Source organism: Desulfogranum mediterraneum DSM 13871 (assembly GCF_000429965.1).
Classification (GTDB): Bacteria; Desulfobacterota; Desulfobulbia; order Desulfobulbales; family Desulfobulbaceae; genus Desulfogranum; species Desulfogranum mediterraneum.
On record NZ_AUCW01000023.1, the window covers coordinates 62,673 to 85,024 of the forward strand.

At 61.8% G+C, this 22,352-nt stretch carries 17 protein-coding genes; 4 read left to right on the forward strand and 13 right to left on the reverse strand.

Features of this window, described 5'->3' with window-relative positions; all coding sequences use genetic code 11:
- Nucleotides 1–158 precede the first annotated feature (158 nt).
- From cobC to G494_RS0112305, 13 genes are all read right to left on the reverse strand, one after another.
- Nucleotides 159–755 carry an alpha-ribazole phosphatase gene (gene cobC, locus G494_RS0112245; RefSeq protein ID WP_028584774.1) on the reverse strand — a complete coding sequence of 199 codons (597 nt, stop codon included), beginning with the start codon at nt 753–755 and terminating at the stop codon, nt 159–161.
- Nucleotides 752–1,855: a DVU_1551 family NTP transferase gene (locus G494_RS0112250; protein WP_028584775.1), complete on the reverse strand. Its 1,104-nt coding sequence runs from the start codon at nt 1,853–1,855 to the stop codon at nt 752–754. Before G494_RS0112250 ends, cobC begins: the two co-directional genes overlap by 4 nt.
- On the reverse strand, nt 1,852–2,865 hold the full coding sequence (locus tag G494_RS0112255) for an XdhC family aldehyde oxidoreductase maturation factor (protein ID WP_028584776.1): 1,014 nt from the start codon (nt 2,863–2,865) through the stop codon (nt 1,852–1,854). The genes G494_RS0112250 and G494_RS0112255 overlap by 4 nt, the downstream gene beginning before the upstream one ends.
- Nucleotides 2,849–4,183, reverse strand: coding sequence for a DVU_1553 family AMP-dependent CoA ligase (locus G494_RS27675; protein WP_028584777.1), 1,335 nt, complete (start codon nt 4,181–4,183; stop codon nt 2,849–2,851). The genes G494_RS0112255 and G494_RS27675 overlap by 17 nt, the downstream gene beginning before the upstream one ends.
- On the reverse strand, nt 4,176–5,549 hold the full coding sequence (gene trsS, locus G494_RS23235) for a radical SAM (seleno)protein TrsS (protein ID WP_051305650.1): 1,374 nt from the start codon (nt 5,547–5,549) through the stop codon (nt 4,176–4,178). Before trsS ends, G494_RS27675 begins: the two co-directional genes overlap by 8 nt.
- Nucleotides 5,539–5,985, reverse strand: a complete 447-nt coding sequence (locus G494_RS0112270; RefSeq protein WP_028584778.1) for a DVU_1555 family C-GCAxxG-C-C protein — start codon at nt 5,983–5,985, stop codon at nt 5,539–5,541. The genes trsS and G494_RS0112270 overlap by 11 nt, the downstream gene beginning before the upstream one ends.
- An 80-nt stretch (nt 5,986–6,065) precedes the next feature.
- Entirely contained in the window at nt 6,066–6,794 is a 729-nt protein-coding gene (trsM, locus tag G494_RS23240; protein WP_051305651.1) for a DVU_1556 family methyltransferase, read from the reverse strand.
- Entirely contained in the window at nt 6,791–7,000 is a 210-nt protein-coding gene (locus G494_RS0112280; protein WP_051305652.1) for a DVU_1557 family redox protein, read from the reverse strand. The genes trsM and G494_RS0112280 overlap by 4 nt, the downstream gene beginning before the upstream one ends.
- Nucleotides 6,997–9,315 (reverse strand): pyridine nucleotide-disulfide oxidoreductase/dicluster-binding protein, encoded by a 2,319-nt coding sequence (locus G494_RS0112285; protein ID WP_028584780.1) that lies wholly within the window; start codon nt 9,313–9,315, stop codon nt 6,997–6,999. The genes G494_RS0112280 and G494_RS0112285 overlap by 4 nt, the downstream gene beginning before the upstream one ends.
- 253 nt (nt 9,316–9,568) lie before the next feature.
- Nucleotides 9,569–12,286, reverse strand: coding sequence for a molybdopterin-dependent aldehyde oxidoreductase (locus G494_RS0112290; protein ID WP_028584781.1), 2,718 nt, complete (start codon nt 12,284–12,286; stop codon nt 9,569–9,571).
- A 50-nt stretch (nt 12,287–12,336) separates the two neighbouring features.
- A complete protein-coding gene (locus G494_RS0112295; protein ID WP_028584782.1) occupies nt 12,337–13,359 on the reverse strand; it encodes a molybdopterin-binding protein in 1,023 nt (340 codons plus the stop codon).
- Nucleotides 13,360–13,724: 365 nt separating this feature from the next.
- Nucleotides 13,725–15,731 carry a sigma-54-dependent Fis family transcriptional regulator gene (locus G494_RS0112300; RefSeq protein WP_028584783.1) on the reverse strand — a complete coding sequence of 669 codons (2,007 nt, stop codon included), beginning with the start codon at nt 15,729–15,731 and terminating at the stop codon, nt 13,725–13,727.
- A 381-nt stretch (nt 15,732–16,112) separates the two neighbouring features.
- Nucleotides 16,113–16,307 carry a hypothetical protein gene (locus G494_RS0112305; RefSeq protein ID WP_028584784.1) on the reverse strand — a complete coding sequence of 65 codons (195 nt, stop codon included), beginning with the start codon at nt 16,305–16,307 and terminating at the stop codon, nt 16,113–16,115.
- A 928-nt stretch (nt 16,308–17,235) separates the two neighbouring features.
- On the opposite strand from G494_RS0112305, the gene G494_RS25520 reads away from it, so the two are divergent.
- From G494_RS25520 to G494_RS25525, 4 genes are all read left to right on the forward strand, one after another.
- A complete protein-coding gene (locus tag G494_RS25520) occupies nt 17,236–18,792 on the forward strand; it encodes a caspase family protein (RefSeq protein WP_028584785.1) in 1,557 nt (518 codons plus the stop codon).
- A gap of 118 nt (nt 18,793–18,910) precedes the next feature.
- Nucleotides 18,911–20,365, forward strand: a complete 1,455-nt coding sequence (locus G494_RS0112315) for a caspase family protein (RefSeq protein ID WP_028584786.1) — start codon at nt 18,911–18,913, stop codon at nt 20,363–20,365.
- Between the two features lie 328 nt (nt 20,366–20,693).
- Nucleotides 20,694–21,266 carry a DUF4384 domain-containing protein gene (locus G494_RS0112320; RefSeq protein WP_028584787.1) on the forward strand — a complete coding sequence of 191 codons (573 nt, stop codon included), beginning with the start codon at nt 20,694–20,696 and terminating at the stop codon, nt 21,264–21,266.
- A 15-nt stretch (nt 21,267–21,281) separates the two neighbouring features.
- Entirely contained in the window at nt 21,282–22,349 is a 1,068-nt protein-coding gene (locus tag G494_RS25525) for a DUF4384 domain-containing protein (protein ID WP_084456766.1), read from the forward strand.
- The last annotated feature ends 3 nt before the right edge of the window (nt 22,350–22,352 follow it).

Sequence of the window (22,352 nt, forward strand, 5' to 3'; positions counted from 1 at the left end):
AGAGTGGTGATCGCCGGCTCGCACACCCTTGGAGAGGCGGGCCGGTCGGTCGCAGCTTGAACAGGGGGCATCTCTGCCTGTTTCTCTGATAATCCGCTGCTTGGAACCTGTCAATAAAAGTGTGGGTGCGGCCGGACAAAGAGCTGGGCAGAGAGTGACTATCTCCCCTGGATGTTGAGCCCCCCCAGGCGGCAGCGGTCCTGATCCAGGTGGATCAGGTTGCAGCAGCCATAGCCCTGTTCCAGGCGAAAGAGGTTGGCCGGCGGCATCCCCAGCAACTGACAGAGCAAGACCCGGTTCACCCCGGCATGGGCGACCACTGCCAGATGGGCAGGGCCTGCCGCCGCTGTCCTGGTCAAGGCCGGCCAGACGCGTTGGCGCAGATCTGCAAAGCTCTCGCCTGCCGGGGGGCGGTAGCCGACCAGGTCCCTGCCCCGTGCCTCATAGGCACCGGGAAAGCGCTGCTCCACCTCCCGGACGGTCAAGCCCTCCCAGGCTCCCAGATCGATCTCTGCAAAATCCTGCTCCACCTCCTGGGGGCAGCCCAGGGTCGAGGCGAGGATTGCAGCGCTCTGGCGGCAGCGCAGCAGGGGGCTGGAGATGATCCTGTCAATGGCAGCGGAGCGCAGAGAGGAGGCCAGGGTGGCGATCTGCTCCCTGCCGCGGGCGGTGAGCCCCAGGTCCTGGCGACCGATGAAGCGGCGTGGCGAACCGGTGGCGATCTCGCCGTGGCGGATGAGGTAGATGGTGGTCATGGTTGCGGCGTCTCCCGGAGAATATCTTCAAGGGGACGGCAGGTCGCCTGCTCCACGGCCTGTTTGAGGCCCAGGGCATTCTCCAGCCTGGTGCGAATCGCCCGGCAGGCGGCCGGGTCTTCGCGGTAGAGATCGAGTTTCTCCTGGAAGCGCTGCTCCACCGGCATCCGTCGGGTGCCGCGCACCAGCTTGTCAGCCAGGCAGACCAGCTCTTTTTCAGCGAGCTCTGCAGCCGGGACCGGCAGGGCATCACGATGGGCGCCGATCACCTCTGCCAGCCGGCCCAGGCCGAGGGCTTGTGCCATGGCGGCCCCCCGGGCCTCGTGGTCGGGCTGGCCCTTGGCCAGATCATGGAGCAGTGCCCCGTTATAGACCAGGTCCGGATCCAGCTGAACACCGTGGCGGCCAAGTTCCCGGGCCAGCATGGTGGCGATATGGGCGACGGCCCGGCCATGTGCCTCGCCCCGCTGGGGCATGGTCAGGGCAGCCAGGGATTCTGCCTCCAGCCGGGAGCCGGTTTCCCACTGCTCCAGGCGGCGAACCAGGCGCTTGAAGTCCCCGGGGGTGTCTGCATCCATGAAGGCCCCATCGTCCCAGACCTGGACATCTCTGCCCTCAAAGCGGGCCAACAGCCGCTTGAGTCCGCCGCTGCCGTCATGTTCCATGATCGCAGGGATCAGCTGAGCAGGGATCAGCGGAGGGTGGCCGCGGAGCCCGTTGCGGCAGGGGTAGGCAATGGTTCGGCCGTCAAAGGCGGCCATCAGCAGCTCCAGGGTGGCCCTGCGGACCAGGGGGATATCCACCGGCAGCATGAACAGACCGTCCAGGTCGGCCATGGCAGGGACTGCCCTGCGGACCGAGGAAAACATCCCCTGGTCAAAGTCCGGGTTATAGAGCGGCTGGGCACCCTGGAGCCTGGCTTCCCTGTTCACCTCCTGCTCTCGGTGGCCGCTCACCACCACGATGCGTTCAATGCCGGCCGCCTGAAACAGCTGGACACAGTGGCGGAGCAGGGTATGGTCGCCCAAGCGCATCAGCGGCTTGAAACCCTTCATCCGGGAGGAGTAGCCCCCGGCCAGGATGACCGCGCCCAGCTTCATCGTTTTTTTCCTGCCCGGACTTGAATCAGTTCCGCCACAATGCTCACCCCTATCTCGGCCGGGGTGTCTGAACCGATGTCCAGGCCGATGGGGCTGTAGACCCGATCCAGATCAGCCTCGGTAAAGCCGTCGGCCAGCAGGGAGGCATAGACGGCCCTGCGTTTCTTGCTGCTGCCGATCATGCCGATATATCCTGCCCCGGTGCGCAGTGCCTGGGCCAGCACGTCCCGGTCATGGATATGACCACGGGTGACGATTACCACATAGTCATCGGTACCAAGTTCCGGAAAGCAGTGGTCAAAGTTTTCCAGCACCCGTACCTCTCGTGCCGTGGGGTAGCGCTCGCTGTTGGCAAATTCTGCGCGGTCGTCCAGGACCACCACCTCGAAACCGGCATAGGCGGCGAGATGGCCGGTGGAGAACGCCACATGACCTGCTCCGGCCAGGTGTACGGTTCCCGGGTGCACCAGTGGCTCGACAAAGAACTCCCGCTCGTTGTGGACCAGGGTAAAGGGGCTCCGCCGGCCTTTATTCAAGAGCTGCTCCCGGAGCGTCTCCGGCAGCTCGGCCGGGGCCTCGCTGCCCAGCATCATCAGCTCCGGCGGGCTATCGGCCCGGGGCAGCAGGGTCAGCAGCAGGGGACGCGCCCCTGCCCGGTACAGCCGCCGGAGTTCCAGGAACCGCTCCAGCTCCGAGGGCTTCACCCGCTGGAGGAGGACGGTGACCGCCCCGCCGCAGACCATGCCCTCGTCGGCTGCCGCAGAGGAGCTCAGGTTAAAATCCAGCTCCCTGTGGCTGGCCGAGTCGGCCAACAGCTTCGTGGCTGCCGCCTGGCAGGCCCCTTCCACCGAACCCCCGCCCACGCTGCCGGCAAGGCTGCCGTCAGCCAGGACCAGCATCCGTGCCCCGGAGGTTCTGGGGGCAGATCCGGCGCTGCGGACAATGGCACCTAAGACTGCAGGTTCGCCCTGCTCAAGTGCTCCAATAAGTGTATCAAGAACATATCGCATCTCTGTCTCCCTTGCTGCGTTGGTCTATAATGGTTCGTTTGAGGGTATGAATGGCCGCAAAAGAGTCGACCTGTTGAAATTGGCCCAGGACCAGTTTTCCGCAGCCAAGGCTGTCGCGGATGGCTGGCAGGCTGATGAGCGCAGCCCTGAGGGGCTCCTTCAGTTGTCGCGCTTCGGCTAGGGCCAGATAATCCAGGTGGAGTCGATCCCGCTGCTCATGATCCAGGCGGAGGCGGTAGTCCAGCAGGCCCGGTATCCGAAAGAGGAGGTCATCCACCTCCTGGCTGTAGAGCAGGTCCCCGCAAGGCAGCCGGCAGCCGGCCATCCGGCCGCGTATTGCCCGGAGCCTGGCCGTTATGCCACCGCAGACACAGCGGCTGCGCTCCAGGCAGGCCGTGTCGCCGGTACGGTAACGGATGAGGACCATTGCCTCCCGGCCCAGGGTGGTGAGGACCACTTCCCCGGGTTGGCCGTCGGCCAGCGCCTTGCCGCTGAGCGGATCCACGATCTCGACCAGCAGATCCGACTCGCGGAGATGACAGCCTCGGTGGGCCCGACACTCTACTCCTCCGCCCAGGCCTGACTCGGTGGTGCCGTAATGGAGAAAGGTTGTACCGCCGCAGTTGGCCTCAATCCGGCGGCGTAGGGCAGGTGCGGCATAATCCGAACAGAGCAGCATGGAGCGCAGTTGGCCCGGCGGCGCCAGGGTGGACACCGCCAGCAACTGCTGGGGCAGGCCGACCACACAGCGGATCTGCTGCTCCCGGAGCTGGCGGCTCATGGCCGTTCCCGGCAGCGGCGGCCACATCCCGGCAGCCTTGATCCCGCCCTGCTGCAGCGCTGCAATGAGCAGTTCGCCCACGCTGGCCGGTTGAAGAAAGGGCAACAGGACCAGGACCCGCTCATCGCCTTTGAGCAGGCTGTGCATGCCGTGGAGGAAGAAGTCCGAGGTGGAGGCCAGGTCTGCTATGGAAAAAAAGAAGCGCTTGGGACTGCCGGTGCTCCCCGAGGTCTGGAGGGTGACCACCCGGGCCACCCGGCTCTGGGAGACAGAGAGCAGGCGATGCCCCTGCTCCGGGATATCCGCGGCGCTTAGGAAGGGGAGTTCCTGGAGGGCGTCGGCTCCGGTCAGGCAGGCGGGGTCGTAGCCCCGCAGCCGCTCCCGGTAGAAGGGGCTGTGGGCCATGGCGTGGCCGAGGGTGGAGCGCAGGGCCGCGAGCTGGGCCTGTTCCAGCTCCCCTCTGTCCATGGCCGCCCCCAGGCCGAGCCGTCGGGCCACCAGCCGGTCCACAGGGCTCTGCTCCAGCTGCTCAGGCATCGTGCCCTGACCGGTGCTGTGGTTGATCTGGTTGAGGGGGAGGTCGGTGGAGGCCGCGGCCGTCTCGGGCGGTGAGGTTGAAGCTGCAGAAGGGCACCAGGCCGCCGTCGGCTTGGGCCACATGGATGCAGCAACCCTGGAGCCGCTCCAGGTTCATGGACCAGCAATCCTGGAAGGCCATCCCGGAGAGGGAGAAGGTATGGGTGCGCGCCCGCTGAAGAAAGTGTTCCAGCCCGTCTGCCGGCCGGCTGCACTCCTCTGCGGCCTCTTTGCCGACGCCTGACCACTGCCGTGCCGTTACCCCGATGGAGGTCAGGGCCCCCTCTTCTGCGGGCACAGGGCTGCAGTCACAGGCGTCGCTGCCCAGGCGGGTCAGCCGACCGTCCTCCTGGCTGATGTACCTGGCGGAAAAGGAGCAGAGGGCATGCTCGCAGCCGGGCGGGCGAAAATCGCTGAGCTGGAGCCTCCCCTGGCTCTGCCTGGCCAGGCCGCTCATCACCTCGGGCAGGGTGACATGGTCGGGCACGAACTCGGCCGGGAACCTGCCAAAGTAACTCATGGGCTGAAAGTGGACCCCGCGGACATGGGGTTGGCGCTCCAGGCCGAAGCGAACGATCTCCCAGAGCTGGCTCGTGTTGACCCCGCGCACCAGCGTTGGTACCAGGACTATGCCCAGACCGGCTGCTCCAAGATGCTCAATGGCCCGGCACTTGGCGGCAAAGATGGGCCGACCGCGCATGGTCCGGAAGACCCCGTCGTCCACCCCGTCAAACTGGAGGAAGACCGAAGAGAGTCCGGCTTCCCGGAGACGGAGGGCCAGGCCGGGATCTTCGGCCAGGCAGAGGCCGTTGCTGTTCAACTGGATGAAGCTGAAGCCCGCCTTCCTGGCCAGGCCGACAATCTCGGTCAGGTCCTCGCGCATGGTCGGCTCCCCCCCGGAGAGCTGGAGGTTGCAGCCGCCGGTCTGCTCCATGATGCGTGCAAACATCCTCTCCAGGGTCTGCAGCTCCGGATCCGCCTCGCTGCCGCCGCTGTCTGCAAAGCAGACCGGGCAGCGCAGGTTGCAGCGGGAGGTGATCTCCACCAGGGCGGTACAGGTTCGCTGGCTGTGGTTCGCGCAGAGTCCGCAGTCATAGGGACAGCCCCGGCCGGTGCTGCGCCGTTCACCGCCGTAATAGGGGATCTTGGGGCGGTACCAGGAGGCGAAGTCGGGTTGCCCTCTCCAGACCGTGGTGGAGAAGCTGCCATGCTCGGGGCAGTTCTTTTCCAGGTCGACGCGCTCGTCCCGGCGGACCAGGGAGCCCTCTATCCGTTCCAGGCAGACCGGGCAGACACTCTCCACCCTGCGCAGGATTTCAGCGTGCATCGGGGTTTCCCGGCTCAAAGCCGTGCTCCACCAGGATGGTCATAGCCTGGCCATAGCATGCGGAGATCAGGCTGCCGCAGAGCGCACTGTCGGCAATGCCGTGGCTGACGATATCGCTGCAGGAGGTCCCGAGCCGGCGCTCGCCGCAATAGGAGGCAAACCAGTCGGCCAACTCGTCCAGCATCAGGGGGAGGCGTTTATCCTCCTCCTGCTCTGCTCCACCCTTACCCCCATAGTAGCCCAGCAGGCAGGCTGCACCGGTCAGGGCCCCGCAGCTGCCGCTGGTGGCCGGGAAGCCGTGGCAGAGTGCAGCGAGTGCTCTGATCAGACCCGCATTTTCACGGCCCTCCATCTCCAGGGCGAGCTGCAGCACCATCTGGCTACAGCAGTAGCCCTGGCCTGCCAGCCGCAAGATCTCCAGATCATATTCTCTCATTTATACTCTCCCGCTTAGTCGCGTTTCTTCACAGGGCTGCGCTTTTACACTCTTTTTTCTCTCTGCGCCAGAGCCTTTTTTTACGGTTTCGGACAAGCCGGTACAGGTGGCTTGACTGCAATCAGCAGAAAAAGCCCGGGACGGCTGGTGGCGGAGGCCGTGCAGGCTGCCCGTGCCTGCTCAGAGTTGCCCATGACCGCCTGCCAGAAGGCCTGCAGCGAGCCATGGGCAAAGACAAACTCGGCAGCGGTCCGGGTGAGCAGCGGGCTGTGATCCTCCAGGAGCAGGATCTCAAATCCTGCAGCCCACACCATGGACTGCACGCTCTCCAGGTCCGTTGCCTGGAAGAAACAGGAGTGGCTCGGCCAGCCGTTTTTCTCCGGGCCCTTGCCCGGACTGCGCAGGTAGATATCGCTGAGTCCCAGGGCGCCTCCGGGGCGTAGCACCCTGGCACATTCTGCCAGGGTCTCTTCTTTGGCTGTGAGGTTCCAGCTGCACTCGGCCAGGACCATATCCACGCTCTCGTTCAACAGCGGCATCCTCGCCAGATCGGCCCGGGCAAGCTCGGCCCCGTGGGCTCGGGCCTCGCCCAGCAGGCCCGGGTCAAGATCGAGCCCCACCGCCCTGGTGACTCCCTGCTCTTGCAGCATCCCCAGGGTGGCGCCCGGACCGCAACCGGCGTCCACCACCAGGTCTTCAGGGCCGGGGGCGAGCAGTTCCAGCAGGCGCCGGCTGAGGGCCTCGCCACCCGGGCGCAGGCAGGGGCCCAGGGCCTCTCGTACCGGGGTGCTCAGGTAGAGCGGTTTCATTTGTCCTCAAGCAGCTGTTCTATTTCCAGCATCCGGCCCGTGGCCAGTTCCTCGGAGATCAGCACGGCCGAGCAGCTCGGGCAGACGGGCAGCTCCACCCTGAAGACGTTGCCCAGGTAGTGGAGTTCCACCATCCCCGGCTGGAGGGTCGCTCCACAGCTCTGGCAGCGCCAGTTCATGTCTGCGGGGAGAAAACTCAGGTTCATGGCCGACCTCCTTGAATCACCATGCGATGACTCCAACAGCGCTCAATCCGGTAGACTCCTGCCTCCTGTTGATACTCGACCCAGAAGGTGACCTGGCCCAGGCGGGCTGAGGCGATCCTGGCGCCTGACTCGGGATGGATAAAACAGGAGCCCCGGGTCTTGGCTGGGTCGGTCGGATCGATCGATTCCTTTAACCTTTTCTGGTCGGCCAGATAGAGGAGCTGGCGGAGGTCGTCCTCCAGGATCCTGCGCTCTTCCATCATCACGGCCACGGGCTCGGATATGTTCAGTTTGAGTGCTTCCCAGGGGGCTGGCGCAGGACCCTCCTGGGGTGCATACCTGGCCAGCAGCTCGGCCTTGAGCTGCCGCCGCTGGCTGCGTCGGGCGGAGATGGTAACCGGGGCTGTCGCGGCGGGCAGGGCCTGCTCCGGCAGGAGCAGGTCCAGCAGGTAGGATACCGGCCTTCCGGCCCTGGCCAGCTGATCACGGCACATGGCGCAGTAGGTGAGGATCTCCGCCTCGGTCTGGGCGACCCTGGCTGCGGCAACCTGGCGGGCCAGCTTGGGGTTGGCGCTCTCCATCAGCCCTCCGAAACCGCAGCACTCGGTCTGCTCACCGGACATGGCCAGGGGGGCCAGGGCTTGGTCGAGCCGGGCCAGGATCGTGCGGACCGCGGCCTGGGTCTGCGGGTCATCCCGGGAGGTGCAGGGGTCGGAGAGGGCCAGCGCTGGTCTGGGAGTCCCTGTTGCCGCCTGCGGATGTGCGGCGAGCACGACCCAGGCGGATTCCACCGGAACGGTCGGCAGGTGTTGCCGGAAGATCTGGAGACAGCTCGAGCAGGCCGTGATCAGCCGTGGTCGTCCCATCTCGCTCCAGCCTGTCTCCAGTTGTTCCAGAATCGCGGCAAACTCGGTTGTGCTGCCTGCCCAATGGGCAGGAGCCGCGCAACAATCCAGCCAGATTCCGGTCTCCGGCTCCAGCTCACGCAGCCGCTCATAGAGGGCCAGAGTCTGCTCCGGTCGCGTCCCGGCCAGCTGGCAGCCGGGGAAAAAGAGGGCCCTGCTGTTGGTCGTGCCTGGAGCGTGGCGCCTCAGGGCCCCCTCGCTGCGGGCAGAGCGCATCTCCTCCAGTGCAAACCAGTGGGCCGAAGGCGGCATCCGCTCTTCCCGGACCATGGTCTGTCGTGCCTCCAGGCAGAGGTCGGCCATGGAGAAATCGTTGGGACAGAGGGTCTCACACTGGCGGCAGAGCGAGCAGGAGTTGATCAGGGTGTTGGCCTGGTGATTGCCCCTGACAATGGCCGAGTTGTTATAGATCCTGCGGGCATAGACCTTGGGGTAGGCGCCAAATGCTTGGAGGTACTGGCAGTGTCGGACGCACTCCAGGCACTGGCAGTCCAGGCAGCGGCTCGCCTCCTGGAGCGCCTCCCCTCGACTGTAGCCCCTGGGATCGGCCGGAAGAATACGTTGGCGCGGTGTTACCTGGTCGGTGCGGGTGAACAGCTCGGTCCGGCCGTGTCGCAGTGCTACCCGGCTGGCGGTAAGGGAGGCGCCCTGGAGAAAACGATCCAGGGATATTGCCGCCTCACGGCCCTGGGATATATCGCTGATAAAGCGAAAACGATCATCCTCGTCACTGGTTCCGCCGCTGAACCAGCCCGTTTGGGGCAGAGCAAAGGTGAGATGGTCCGGTTGCCTCAGCAGGCTGGTGATGGCCCCGGGCAGGGCGTCGTCCTGGCCGAGGTAGCAGCCCTCGGCCTCCTGATACAGCTGCGGGCTCAGCTGGCTCATGGGGAGAAAACTGACCCCCAGATCCTGGAGGCGGGCCAGTTCCTCCTCAAGCACCGCCGCGGGCAGGACCTGCTCAGGCAGGCGGTTGAGCCAGCCGCCCGGATGCTCGCCACTGTGGAAGAGGGTGACGGGATACCCCTTTTTCCCCAGGTCAAAGGCCAGGGAGAGGCTGCTGGGCCCGCCGCCCACTACCACCACCTTCTTGGGGCGGGGCGGCAGGCGCAGGATCTTGCCTTGGGAGGGGGCAGCGGCAACACAGGCCCGTTCCAGTTCGCCCAGGGCAACGGCGCCGCCCAGGGCTTGCCGGAGGCAGTACTGTTCACAGGGCGCTTCACAGAGCCGGGCGACGATGCCTGTAAGGGGCATGCTCTTTTCCAGGATAGCCCGGGCCGCCGCCATCTCGCCCTCGGCCACGGTCCGGGCAAAGGCCCGGCCATCCACTCCCAGGGGGCAGCCGGCGCGACAGCCCGGCGGCTCTTCCTGGATGCAGCGGGCCTCCCAGGCCCGCAACTCCTGTTGATCCATGGCCACTCCTTACTCTCAAGGTATCCTTAAAGCTATCTTGAACAGCTATTTTTTCTTTTTATTTTAAACGGGTAGTCGTGTTGGTCCCGGGGCGAGCCGAAGGCCTTGCTCCTGTCCCCTGGCTGCGCTGTGAGCTGATCCCTGCCCCAAGGGCTAGCCATACCGCAGCTTGAGCGAAAAAGCGAATTGTTCAAGGTATCCTAAATTCATTTTTCCCTCCGGATGCAGAGCGCATCCGGAGGGGGGAGAGCTCTTACTTCTCTGCCAGTCCTGCCAGGACCTTTTCAGGTCGGGCCGGCAGGTGGGTTACCCGCACGCCGCAGGCGTTGTAGATAGCGTTGATGATGGCAGCATGGGGCACGGTCAGGGGCAGTTCACCTGCACCAGAGGCGCCGAAGGGTCCTTCCGGCCGCTCAGACTCCACATAGATCAGTTCCATGTTGTCGGGAATCTGTTTGATATAGGGGAAACCGGCGCCAACCATGGAGGAGTGCTTCTTGATATCCTCGAAGTCCTCTGTCAGGGCCAGGCCTATACCCTGGGCAATGCCGCCGTACATCTGGCCGTCCACCAGCAGCTTGTTGGCGATCTTACCCAGATCCGCCACCAGGGTCATCTTCTCCACCGTGGTCTTGCCGGTCTTGAGCTCCACGGCCACCTCGGCCATGAACAAGCCGTACATGTAACAGGCAAAGGGGTTGCCCTGGCCATTCTCGTCACAGTCCGTGGCCGGAGCGGTCCACTTGCCGCGGTACTTGGTGGGGATCTCCTCGGCGATCATCTCCGCATAACTGCGGAAAGCGCCGTCTTTGGCCATGCCGTCGAGCAGCATCTCACAGGCCACCTTGATCCCGCGGCCGACCACGACCTGGGAGCGACTGCCGCCGGCCGGGCCGCCGTTGGGGCAGACGCTGGTATCGTTGAGCACCAGTCTGATCTGCTCCGGAGCCAGGCCCAGGGGGCGCAGCGCCTCATGGGCAACCGCCAGGGTTCCCATGTCCGCGCCCTGGCCATGCTCATGCCAGGTGGTGAAGATGGAGACCGTGCCGTCTGCGTTCAGTTCGGCATCGACCTCAGCGCTGTCAGGGCCGTCCAGGCCGCTGCCGTAGACTCCCAGGGCGATGCCTACCCCGCGCTTGATCTCTGCGGTGGAATCGGCCGCTACCCTGGTCTTGGCAGCCTCGTACTTGGGACGGAGGGTGTCGATCAGCTCGGGCAGGCTCCAGACCTCAGGGGACTGGCCGGTGGGGGTGGTGGCCCCTTGGCGGTAGACGTTCTTGTAACGGAGTTCAAGTGGATCCATGCCGATCTTTTCGGCAAGCTTATCCATCAGGACTTCGGAGGCAAACTCGGATTGGGGCGAACCATAGCCACGGAAGGCAGAGCCCCAGGCATGGTTGGTACATACTGTCCGGCCCATGCCGCGGATATTGGCGATATCGTAGCCTGCACCTATAAACTGGGCACCACGCAGGGTCAGCAGGTCACCGAACTCCGAGTAGGGGCCATGGTCAACGGACCAGTCGGTCTCCAGTGCCAGCAGACGGCCGTTTTCATCGGCAGCAAAGCGGGCATTGATGAAGAAGGGGGAGCGCTTACCGGTATAGGTCTGCTGCTGGAAGTAGTCATATCCCAGATAGACCGGCCTGCCCGTGGCCAGGGCCGCTGCACCGACCAGGGCCTCCATGGTCGGGCTGAACTTGTAGCCAAAGGTTCCGCCCGCAGGGTTCTGGATCATGATCATCTCTTCGGGCTCAACCCCCAGACCCGGGGCAATCATGTAGAGGTGGAGGTGGAGGCCGATGGACTTGGAGTGGATGACCAGTTTGTTCTCGTCGTTGATGTAGGCAAAACCCACATCCGGTTCGATGGGCATGTGGGGCTGACGACCCACATAGAAGTCATCTTCCACCACATGGTCGGCGGTCTCGAAGATCGGTGTGGTCTCCTCACCCTTGGCAACCCGCTGCTCAAAGTAGACGTTGGGGGTTTCCGGGTGAATCTGGATGGCGTCCTCTGCCATGGCTGCAGGAGCGCTCATGTAGGCGGGCAACTCCTCCAACTCCACCTTCACCTTGGCCGCAGCTGCCTTGGCCTGTTTCTCGGTGGCGGCACAGACGATGGCGATGGCGTCGCCATACTGGAAGACCTTGTCGTCACAGAGGATGGGGCGATCCCAGCCGTCCCCCTTGTTGGTGGGGAAGGTGATCAGGCCGGTGATCCGGTTCTTGCCCTTGATATCCGCGTGGGTGATGATCTTGACCACCCCGGGCATCAGTCCTGCCTCGCTGGTGTCGATGGATTTGATCCTGGCATGGGAGACCTCGGCCTGGACCAGGGCCAGCCGCAGGGTATCTTCGGGCAGCTTCAGCCCCAGGTCGGCGCCGTAATCGCAGGTACCGGTGACCTTGGCAACGGCCGAGGGGCGTGGAAACTTGGTGCCCCAGATCCGGCCGTCTTCAGGAATCTTGAAGGCCAGTTCGTCGATGCTCATCTCGCCGCGCAGCACCTTGGCCGCATCCATGGTGGCATCCACCAGCTGCTGGTAGCCGGTGCAGCGACAGGCGTTGCGGTGTTTCTGGAACCAGTCGCGTACATCCTCTCTGCTGGGATTGGGATTGCTGTCCAACAGTCCCTTGGTGGAGACGATGAAACCTGGAGTACAGAAGCCGCACTGGGCGCCACCGTGGGCGATCCAGCTCATCTGGATCGGATGGAGGTTGTCCGGGGTGCCGATGCCTTCGATGGTGGTGATCCTGGCGCCGTCCTTCAGCCGTCGCATCTTCATGGCACAGGAACGGACGACCTTGCCGTCCACCAGGACGCTGCAGGCCCCGCACTGCCCTTCGTTACAGCCGACCTTGGTGCCGGTAAGCACCAGGTTGCTGCGCAGCACCTGGGCCAGGGTCTCGTCGGCCTCGGTCACCAGGTTTTGGACGATGCCGTTGATGATGAGTTCCTTTTTGATCATTCTTGTTCCTCCATATGGGTCATTTTTGGTTCTCAATGGGGTGTGTCTCTTCAGATCTTTCCAAAACCGCAGGCCGGGTAGCGACAGCTGGGGCAGCCCTCGCAAAAACCACCGTGACCAAGGGCCACGATCTCTTTTCGGGCCAGACGCTCTCCGGCAAGTATCCGGGGGATGACCAGATCAAAGATGCTGGCCTTGTGGTACATCACACAGCCGGGTAAGCCGACCAGGGGCACCCCCTCCAGATAGGCCAGCATGAACATGGCCCCAGGATAGGTGGGTGCCCCGTAACTGACGATCTCGGCTCCGGTCTGGCGGATGGCAAGGGGGGTCTGGTCGTCGGGGTCGACACTCATGCCGCCGGTGACGGCGATCAGATCGGCACCGTCCGCCAGCAGGGAGCGAATGGCCTGGACCGTCATCTCGACCTGGTCTGAGACCAGGATCTGTTCGGTCACGGTGGAGCCAAGGGTCTGAAACTTGCTGCGCAGCACCGGCCCGAAGCCGTCCTTGATCCGGCCTGAATAGATTTCGCTACCCGTGGTGACCACCCCGACCCGGGCTGCCTTCAGGGGCTTCACCTGGATCAGCGGATCATTACGGCTGCAGATGGCCTCTGCCTGGCTGAGGAGTTCTTCGGGTACTGCCAGGGGGATCACCCTGGTGCCGGCCAGGGCGCGTCCCTTTTGGACGAACTGATGGCTGTGGACCGTGGCAAAGGTGACATCTTCCAGGCTGTTTAAGGCCATCAGGGCGGCAGTGTCGATCTCCAGCAGGCCGTCGCAGGCCGCGCTGAGGGTCACCTTGCCCTCTGTGGGACCGTTTAAGGTGATGTTGGCCCCGGCAGCTGCGGCGGCCAGGCGCAGCGCAGCTGTATCTTCGTGGACATAGCCATCCCTGGGGTCGTAGACGTAGAGATTGGCCTTGCCGATGTCCAGCAGGGTCGAAATATCGTGGTCTGTGACCACGTGGCCCCGCCGGAAGGCCGGACCCTTGGATTCACCCGGAACAATCCGGGTGATGTCGTGGCAGAGGACGGTGCCCACGGCCTCTTCTACAGGAATTGCCTTCATCTTCCTCCCCTTCAAACAAACGAGCCAACCTGCCGGGGCCTTTGCTCAGGAGCAGGCTTTGGTGGTTGTGGGTTGTTTTGGTTCTTTCAGGTTTTTATTTGCAGCGGTACCGGTGTGGACGGTGCGTGTTTTCTCAGGATGTCTCTGGGTCTTCTCTGCTTACCGTAAGCAGGTATTGGGCCAGTTGTGAAGGTTTCGGCTGAAATATCAGGATCGGCCGAAAAGGGTGCCGGCGCAGGGGCTTATGGAGGGGAGATCGGAGCTGGGGCAGGAGTGGAACGGTCCGGGCTGTGTAGGGGGTGTGAAAGGGCTGTGACCCTCTGTGACGGCTGGAGGGTTACAGCTCTTTTACACTGCTGAGCTGCTCAGTTGGCAATATCGTGGCGGTGCATCCGGTTGTAGATGGTCTTGCGGGAGACGCCGAGCTCCCGGGCAACCCTGCTGACATTACCGTAATGGAGGTTGAGCAGCTGGAGGAGCTGCTGTTTCTCCCGTTCCTGCCGCTGTTTGCGGAGCTGGTGGCGGCTTGACTGCAGGGAGGGCATCATCGGGCTGGGCTCGGTCTGGACGCGCTGATGGGTAACCTCCCCGGGCAGCTGGTTGCTTCCCACCACCCCGTTGATGGCCAGGTTGGCGGCCCGTTCCGCCACATTCTGGAGCTCACGGACATTACCGGGCCAGGGGTAGGTGTAGAGGTAGTGCATCAGGTCATGATCTATCGATAGCCTGGTTCCCCGATCCCTGGAGAGTTTCTCGATGAAGTGGCTGAACAGCTGGGGGATATCTGCTGTTCGCTCCCGCAGCGGCGGGATGGTGATGGACATCACGTTCAGCCGGTAGTAGAGGTCCTGGCGAAAGGTGCCGCTGCGGACCTTCTCCAGCAGGTTCTTATGGGTGGCACAGATCAGGCGGACGTCAACCGGGATCACCTTGAGGCCGCCGATCCTGGTCATCGTTTTTTCCTGGATCACCCGCAGGAGCACGGCCTGATGCTCCAGGGGCATGTCGCCGATCTCGTCCAGAAAGAGGGTGCCGCCGGAGGCGAGTTCAAATTTCCCCGGTTTGCCGCCCTTGGAGGCTCCGGTGAAGGCCCCGTCCTCATAGCCGAACAGTTCGCTGCCCACCAGTTCCCTGGGGATGGCCCCGCAGTTGAGGGGGATAAAGGGGGCTGCCCTGCGACTGCTCTGGTTGTGGATGGCCTGGGCAAAGATCTCCTTGCCCGTGCCTGATTCGCCCTGGAGCAGGACATTGGAACTGCTCTGGGCGGAGAGCTTGGCCAGTTCGATGGCCTCCTGCATCTCCCGGCTCTCACCGATGATATCACTGAACTGGAGGGAGGCCAGGTAGCCGCTGTAGCGATGGACCAGGTTTTGGACCGCCTTGATGGGGCGGAGGGTGATGAAGCTGCCGGTGCGTTGCTCCTCTTCGTTGAGCACCGGTTCGGCAGAGGCCAGGCAGCGACTGGGCCCCTGGGGCGTTTCCAGGGAGAGTTCAAGCTCGGATCGGGGGCTTCGGCAGGCCAGGAGGGCGGTGACCTCACTGCAGCCGGATTCCCCGGAGAGCAGCTGTTGAAAGCGGGTTCCGGTTAACTCCTTGCGTGTCTTCCGGAAAATACCTTCCGCAGCCGGATTGAGCTCGGTGATGGAGCCGTGACCGTCCAGAATCAAGACACCCTCGGAAACCATGTTGAAAAAATTCACCAACTTCTTGTTGGCCACTGCCAGCTGGTTATTTTTCTTGATGATCCGCAACTGGGCGGTGATGGCCTTGGTTGCGGCGACCACCATGCCCAGGGTATGGGCATGGGCGCAGCGGTAGGGACCGGAGATGTCGAGGATCCCCAGGAGCTGTCCGTCAGGGTCGGTGATCGGTGCCGCCGAGCAGGTGAGGCCATGGTGTTTATGGCAGAAGTGTTCCGGCCCGGTTATCTGTACCGGCCGTCTTTCCTCCAGGGCCGTGCCGATGGCGTTGGTGCCGGCATCCCTTTCCTGCCAGCTGGCGCCGACGGTAAAGTTGCTGGTCAGGGGGGTGGCTGTTGCCTCGGGATCGCCGAAGAACTCCAGGATATAGCCCTCCTGGTTGGAGAGAACCACCACAAAGCCGGTTCCCCTGACGATATCGTAGAGGTCGGCCATGAAGGGACGGGCAACCCCGAGCAACTGTTCCCGGTCCTTGAGCGCCGCTGCCAGCCGGTCGCCGGCGATGCGATCGTGGGGCGCGCTATCCAGGGGGTCGACTCCGGCCTCCAGACAGCGGTGCCAGGATTGGAGAATGGCTTCACGGACCCCTGGGAGGCTGCGCTCTCTGCTGTGGGTGAATGCCTGCCAGTGGGCGTAGAGGCTTTTTTCAGATGCCGAGACCTGGATATTCATTGCACGAACCTCGCCGTGATGCATGTTGTTCAAGCCAAGAAGAAACCATGGCCCCGGCAGGGGGGGCGGAGGCGGTAGATGGCTGTCGTTGCTATAAAGGTCGATCTGTCAGGGTGTTAATGGTTTGTTTCGGTGGCACTATAACACCATGGTCTCAGGCGAAACATCCTTTTCTTTATAATGACCAAATCTTACTTTTACCGATACCTCCAGCCTGGATCTTGGCCTCGCCGTCAACAGAGGTCGGAGAGGGGAGCCTCCCCTGTCCCCTCTCCTGGAGCCTGGGCATGGCTTGGCAGGGGAGCTCTCGGTGGCGAGCGGCTCGCTGGTGGCTGGGGAGTCGAGGGGAAGAGGGCACACCTTTGTTGATGAGCTTATCTCCTATACCTGCCACAACAGCTCGATCTGCGCTCGATCTGCTTTACCGGACTGATCCCCGCGGATCAACTCGATGGGATCCTCCGTTTTGGCAGGCAGTTTCTTGAGCAGGCCTCGGTGCCGGGCCCTGATCCGGGTCTCTGTGTTGTCGAAGAGGGTGCCGAGCTTGATCGTGCCGCACTGATCAGCTTCGGTCATGCGGCAAAGACCACGGTCTTGAACACGGATCAGGCCTGTAGCTGCCCCTGGTGCAGCCGGAGCATTCAGCAGTTGTTGTTTGCAAGGGAACTTTAGGAGGCAGGGGGTGTACGATGGGCTTCCATTTTTTCTACTGATAAGCCAGGTCGGTAAAGAGCGAACCCTCTACTGCGGGAGTCTGCTGTTTTTTCTACCGTGTGGCTGATTTTGCTGCCGACTTCCAGGGTACGCAATGCTGTCAGTTCATGAACGGCTGCAAAGATTCTGAGAGGGGGGCCAGCTCGTCAGCACCACAGGTTTTGGCCTCTTTTCACCTCTCTCCCTCTAAAAAAAATAAAAATAACTGACATAATGCAGCTTGGCTGCTCTTTTTTTTCAAAGGTTTTTTCCAAGCTGCAGGGGAGCAGGAAAAAGGTTTGGAGCCATTGGCACTGTTATGATTTTTGCGGTGGGGATGGAGAAAGAATCATGGGGTAAGAGGGGCTTGAGAACCATTTCATTTTACAGCATAAAATGAAATGTGCTACTGTTTGAGAATCCCTGATTCCAGCTGGGGCCGCTGTGGTTGCCCGCTTTTGTCGCTGGTTATGGTCCCCTCGTCTCATTTTCTCTGGCCGGTTTTGTTGAACAACAGAGCTGTCTTCTCCCTGTTCAGTTGCACCGTTGTGCCGGTAAACAGCGGCAAGCTATCTGTTGGACCTTGCCGACCAAGACCGGCTGCGTCATAGGGAGTCACCATGGTCGCGAACGTTGAGGCCGCTATCTTTACTGACTGCCTTGTACCGCGGCCTCAGGGAAAAGTGGATCCAGGCCCGCGTTGGCGCCGGGCTCCATTTTGGGAGACGAGGGAGATACCCTCCAGCCTGCTTAAAGTGGAACCAGAGACGGGATCGATGAGTGAGACCAGGATTTAGCCCAGGAGATGCTTATGAGAGTTTTTTTTGCTGTGGTCTGTTGCCTTGTGTGTGCAGCCGCCTCCCATGCCAAGACCTACGGCTTGGTGGTGGGGATTAATGCCTATACACATTATCCCCCTTTGCAGGGGGCGGTGAACGATGCCAATGATATCACCGCTGCCCTCCGGGCAATGGGGGCGGCAAGAGTTATCCAGCTTCTCGATGAGCAGGCGACCTACAGGGCCATCAGCTCAAGCTGGCAAGAGCTGGTGGAGATGGCCGCGCCCGGAGATACCGTGGTCTTTTCCTATGCCGGTCATGGCGGGCGTGAACCGGAACGGATCCCGGGCAGTGAAGAGGACCAGCGGGATGAGAGCTTTGTCCTGGCAAATTTTATCGAGAACGGGCCTGCGAGTGGTGAACGTATCCTTGATAATGAGATCAATCAATGGTTCAGGGCTGCCGATAAGGTGAGGATCATCTTTGTTGCCGATTCCTGCTATTCCGGAACCATGATGCGTTCCATCGATTCCCGGGTCCAGACCCTTGGCCATCGCAGCATCGGCGACTATGGCAGCCCTGCCGATGACCAGCACCCGCCCCCAGCGGTTGCCTCCTCCATGCTCACCCCCTCAAATCTGCCCCATGTGCTCTTCTTCTCCTCAAGCGAAGAAGATAAGAAGACCCCGGAACTGCTGATCAACGGCCAGGCACGCGGTGCCCTGAGTTGGGCCTTTGCCAATGCCATCCGCGGCGCAGCCAATGTGGATCAGGACCGTGCCTTAACCAAAAGAGAACTGGTGCACTATATCGTGGCCAATACCCGGATGGTGACAGAGGGCAGGCAGGAACCGACCTTTTTTCCCCGAGGTCACGCCGATGATGACAAGGTGCTCTTTCCCGCTGTGGTGCTTCCCAGGGAGCGGCTCTCAGAGGCAACCTTACAGGTACGAATCATCGACCAGGGGAGAGCAGACAGCAGGCTGCCTGCTCAGCTCAAGGGCGTTGTCGCGGCCAAAGAGGAGGGGGTGGCCGATCTGGTCTGGGACAGGGATGCCGACCAGGTCATCAGCGGCATCGGCGATATCGTTACCGATCATTGCGGGCCGGGAGTAGCCGATTTTCAACGGGTGGTGGATAAATTCAGGCTGATGCATCTTGGCAAACAGATGAGTGAACGCGGCGGCCTGCTGCTTCGTTTTGCCGGAGGCGGGAAACGCTATGCCGAGATGGAACAGACCACCTTCACCCTCCAGGGGCGCCGCTTCAACCATGTCACCCTCTTTGCCCTGGGGCCTGACGGTAGGGCGGAACTGTTGTATCCCCTGAGGGAGACCGAGCCTGTCGATCCTCTCTCCCTGCCGATTATGGCCTCCTTTAGCGTTGATCTCGAGGTTAGCCCGCCTTTTGGCGCCGAGCACCTTGTTGCCCTGGCCACGAAACAACCTTTGCCTGCTCTCCACCGCTTGCTGGCAGGGGGGCGGGCTGGCTATGCAGAACTCCGGGAGTTCATGCAGGCCATCCAGCGGAAGGGGGATGTGCAGGCCGGTATTGTCGGCCTGTATAGCGCCAAAAAAACGGAACAATAGGAGCGCTTCCCGCCTCGGTCCATCCCGTTCCAGGGGGAAGGGTTGCTGGCCGAAACAGGGTCGTGTTTCCCCAATCTATAAGCGTGAACCTTTCACCCTGGCAGGAGATGGCCGAAAGATGAAAACAAAGCTGATGTTGTCCACTCTACTCCTCTGCTGGCTGGTGCCGGCGCTGCTGCTCGCCGCCGATCGGGCCCTGTTGATCGGTATAGACCGGTATGCAAACGTTCGCCCCCTACGAGGTGCGGTCAATGATGTCAAACGGGTGCACTCCTTTCTGACCGACCGGCTCCGCTTCCCGGAAGGGCAGATCAAGGTCCTGCTCAACCAGGAGGCCTCCAGGAAGAACATCCTGGCAAGCCTTGACAGCTGGCTGGTTGCAGGCTCGGAGGCAGGGGATAGGATTTTTTTCTACTATAGCGGCCATGGCTACTTTCAGCCTGATCTTGACGGTGACGAGCAGGATCGGGTCGATGAAACCCTGGTGAGTTATGATAGCCTCAGGCGTGAAGATTCCAGCATAGAGAAGATGGTGAGCGACGATGAGATCGGCCGGGTCTTAGAGGCCCTGGCTGATCGGCAGGTGGTGGTGGTCATCGACTCCTGCCATTCGGGGACCATGGCCAGGGGCGTGGGCTTGAGCAAGGAGCAAGGCCTGCTCAAGATCCCTGTCTTTCCGCGCAGGCAGGAGCGTTCGCTTCTCAAGGCACAGTTTCGCTCGACCCGTCGTGAAGAGAGCTTTCTCAAGGGCAACGGTTCGCGTCTGGTCTGGAGTGCGGTTTCTGCAAGTCAGTCGGCCCTGGAAAATAACGAGCTGAGCCCCATGAGTGGGGTTTTCACCAATGCCTTTCTCAACGGGGTGGAGCAGGGCTTGGCCGATGGCAACGGTAACGGCAGGGTGACCAACAGCGAACTGCTTGACTATGTTCAGCGGGAGTCAGCAGCTTTTTGCCGCCGTCATGCTGCGGCCTGTACCCTTGGCCTGACCCCAAGCCTGGAGACAAGCGCCGAAAGATTGGCTGAACCGGTGTTTTTCTCCTTTGGCTATGGTCAGGATTCTGTCCAGGGTGAGATCGGTCAGGGGGTGACCGATATCCTGGCCCATGATAACGGGGCGAAGATCAGCCTGGATATACTGCCCTCCAACCGACTTCGCCTGGGTGAGGAAATCCAATTGCGAGTTTCCAGCCCGGTCGACGGTTATCTGGTGGTTCTGGATATTAACGCCAATCAGGAGGTGACCCAACTCTTTCCCAACAGCTACAGTGACAGGGCCGGGCAGGGGAATATGATCCAGGCCCAGAGGCCGGTGGTCATTCCCAACAGCTATTATGGCTTTCGCCTGCCGGCAGGCGAACCTGTTGGTGACGGGCTGCTGCTGGCCATCGTCAGTGAAGATCCTCTACCCCTCGATGACCTGCTGGCCGCTGGCAAGGATCTTCAGGTGATTCAAGACAGCCGCGCATATCTCACCAAGCTTGCCCTGCGGCTCAGGCAAACCTGGCGCCAGGATCGGTATAACCGACAGTTGCGCTGGTCGCTTGCAGAGAAGGAATATCACATCACAAGGTAGAGGGGGCAAAAGGGCGGGCGCTTGCTGTTCCGGAGAGGGCTTCTTTCCCTTGGCATTGGCTTGAACCGCTTTTCCGGATCCTCCCGACCGCATCCTGGTTGGTTTTCTTGGCCGCTGGTATATCTTGCCGGATTGTCGGCTTAATTGATCCTGCCGGCGTGCGGCCTCACCTCTGGAGAGATCTTTTTTCCTTTTTTAGGCAAAAAAATAATCACACTCTGCCAGGGTTGTTACTCAGATTGGGTAAAGAGCAGCCAAGAGGGGAGGCAATCACCCTCGGCACGAGCTTTTAAGGAGACCATCCAACTTAACCAACGGAGGAGCATCTATGCACAAAACACAAACACGAGCCTTTATTGTCTTGGCCCTGTCCCTACTGGCCCTCTCGGGCTGCGCCGGCCAACAGACCGTATCCCCGTATAGGGCAGTCAATCAGCCCTTTGGGCTTGAACGGCTGAGTAATGCGGCTGCGCCATACGGGCTGCAACTCTGGTCGGCAAACGATCCGCTGCTGATCGGGCAGGAGCTGCAACTCTATCTTCGCCCCATGGCCGAGAGCTATCTGAGCCTCTACAGCATCAGTTCTTCGGAAAAGGTCTACTCCCTGCTGGAGAATCAGCCGGCCCGTTCCGGACAGACCCTGCAGTTCCCCGGGGAGCAGAGTCCGGTTGGTTTTCGCTTGAGTCCGCCAAAGGGGGTCGAAACCTATATTCTGATTTCCACCCTGGAGCCACTTGCCGGTCCCCAGCCGGCCCCTGGGACCGCCGACAGTCCGCTGACCGTTCTTCCCCATACGCCTGAACAGTTGATAAGCGCCTTGGCAGGTGCGCTCCTGGAGCGAAACCAACATGAGTGGAATAGCGCGATTATAACCTTACCGCTTTACGAGAGCAAAAATTAAGGAGGGACCGAGACAATGAGGAAACAATGGAGCAGACATCTCGCTGTATGCACTCTGGTGGTGGGAACCCTGGTCATGACCCAGGTCGTCAGGGCCGATATGGTGATCCCGGCCATGCCGCCGACAGCGCAACAGCTGCAGCAGGCGGAAAATCGGGTCGTCCCCGGCCAGGCAGTCCCGGTCGGGCTGCAGGTGGCCAGCGGCCAGGACCAGGAGGCAACAGCTGCGGCAGGTACAGCTGTTACAGTTGTCAAGGCACGGATAAAGGCCATGCTCGAGGAGATCTTGCAGCAGAGCGCCACCTTGGTGCTGGTCTCTGAGCGGGTCGAGCAACCTGGCCAGGTCCCTGTGGGCTATGCGAAAAATCTGATCATCACCCCTGTAGCCGCAAAGATGGTGGTCGAGGCAGTGGTGACTGCGCCGGTCAAGGGTGTTGTCAGTCAAGAGTACACCCCGGTGGAGATACGAGTGAAGGATCATCAGGGGCAACTCTTGGGCAGCAGGAAAAGCAAATATCGCCAGGACAGGGAAGAGGCCCTGGGCAAAGAGTTGAGCAGCTTCCTGGCAAAGTATCTTGAGCTGGCTCCGGCGCCATTGGTTGATAATGGGGACCAGGAGTTGAAACGGCCGTTGCTCCGCTCCTGGATTGAATCCAGTGATGGTACCACGATCCGGATCGGCAGTAAGGTCGCCATCTACTACACCTCTGACACCAGCGGCTATGTCAGTGTCTATCATTTCGGCTCAAGTGGGATGGTGCAGCGGATCTATCCGAACAGCCAGCAACCGTTTAATTTCATCGAGGCCGGCAGTGTCTATCGCTATCCCAAGGAGGGCTATCTCAGCATGAACGGCCCGGTCGGGGAAGAGACGGTGAAGCTTATTCTGACCACCCTGCCGTCCAATACGCCCCGCGAGCAGGGTGGTGGGCTCAGCCTGAAGATGGAGCCTCTGCGGGTGATCCCCACTCATTTCCCGGTGCTCTTCAGTGACGGGCCGATGCATCGATTCTTTGCCCTGCCTGAACAGAACTATACGGAAACGCATATCAACTATTCCCTGCAACCAGCTATCAAGGAGTAATCA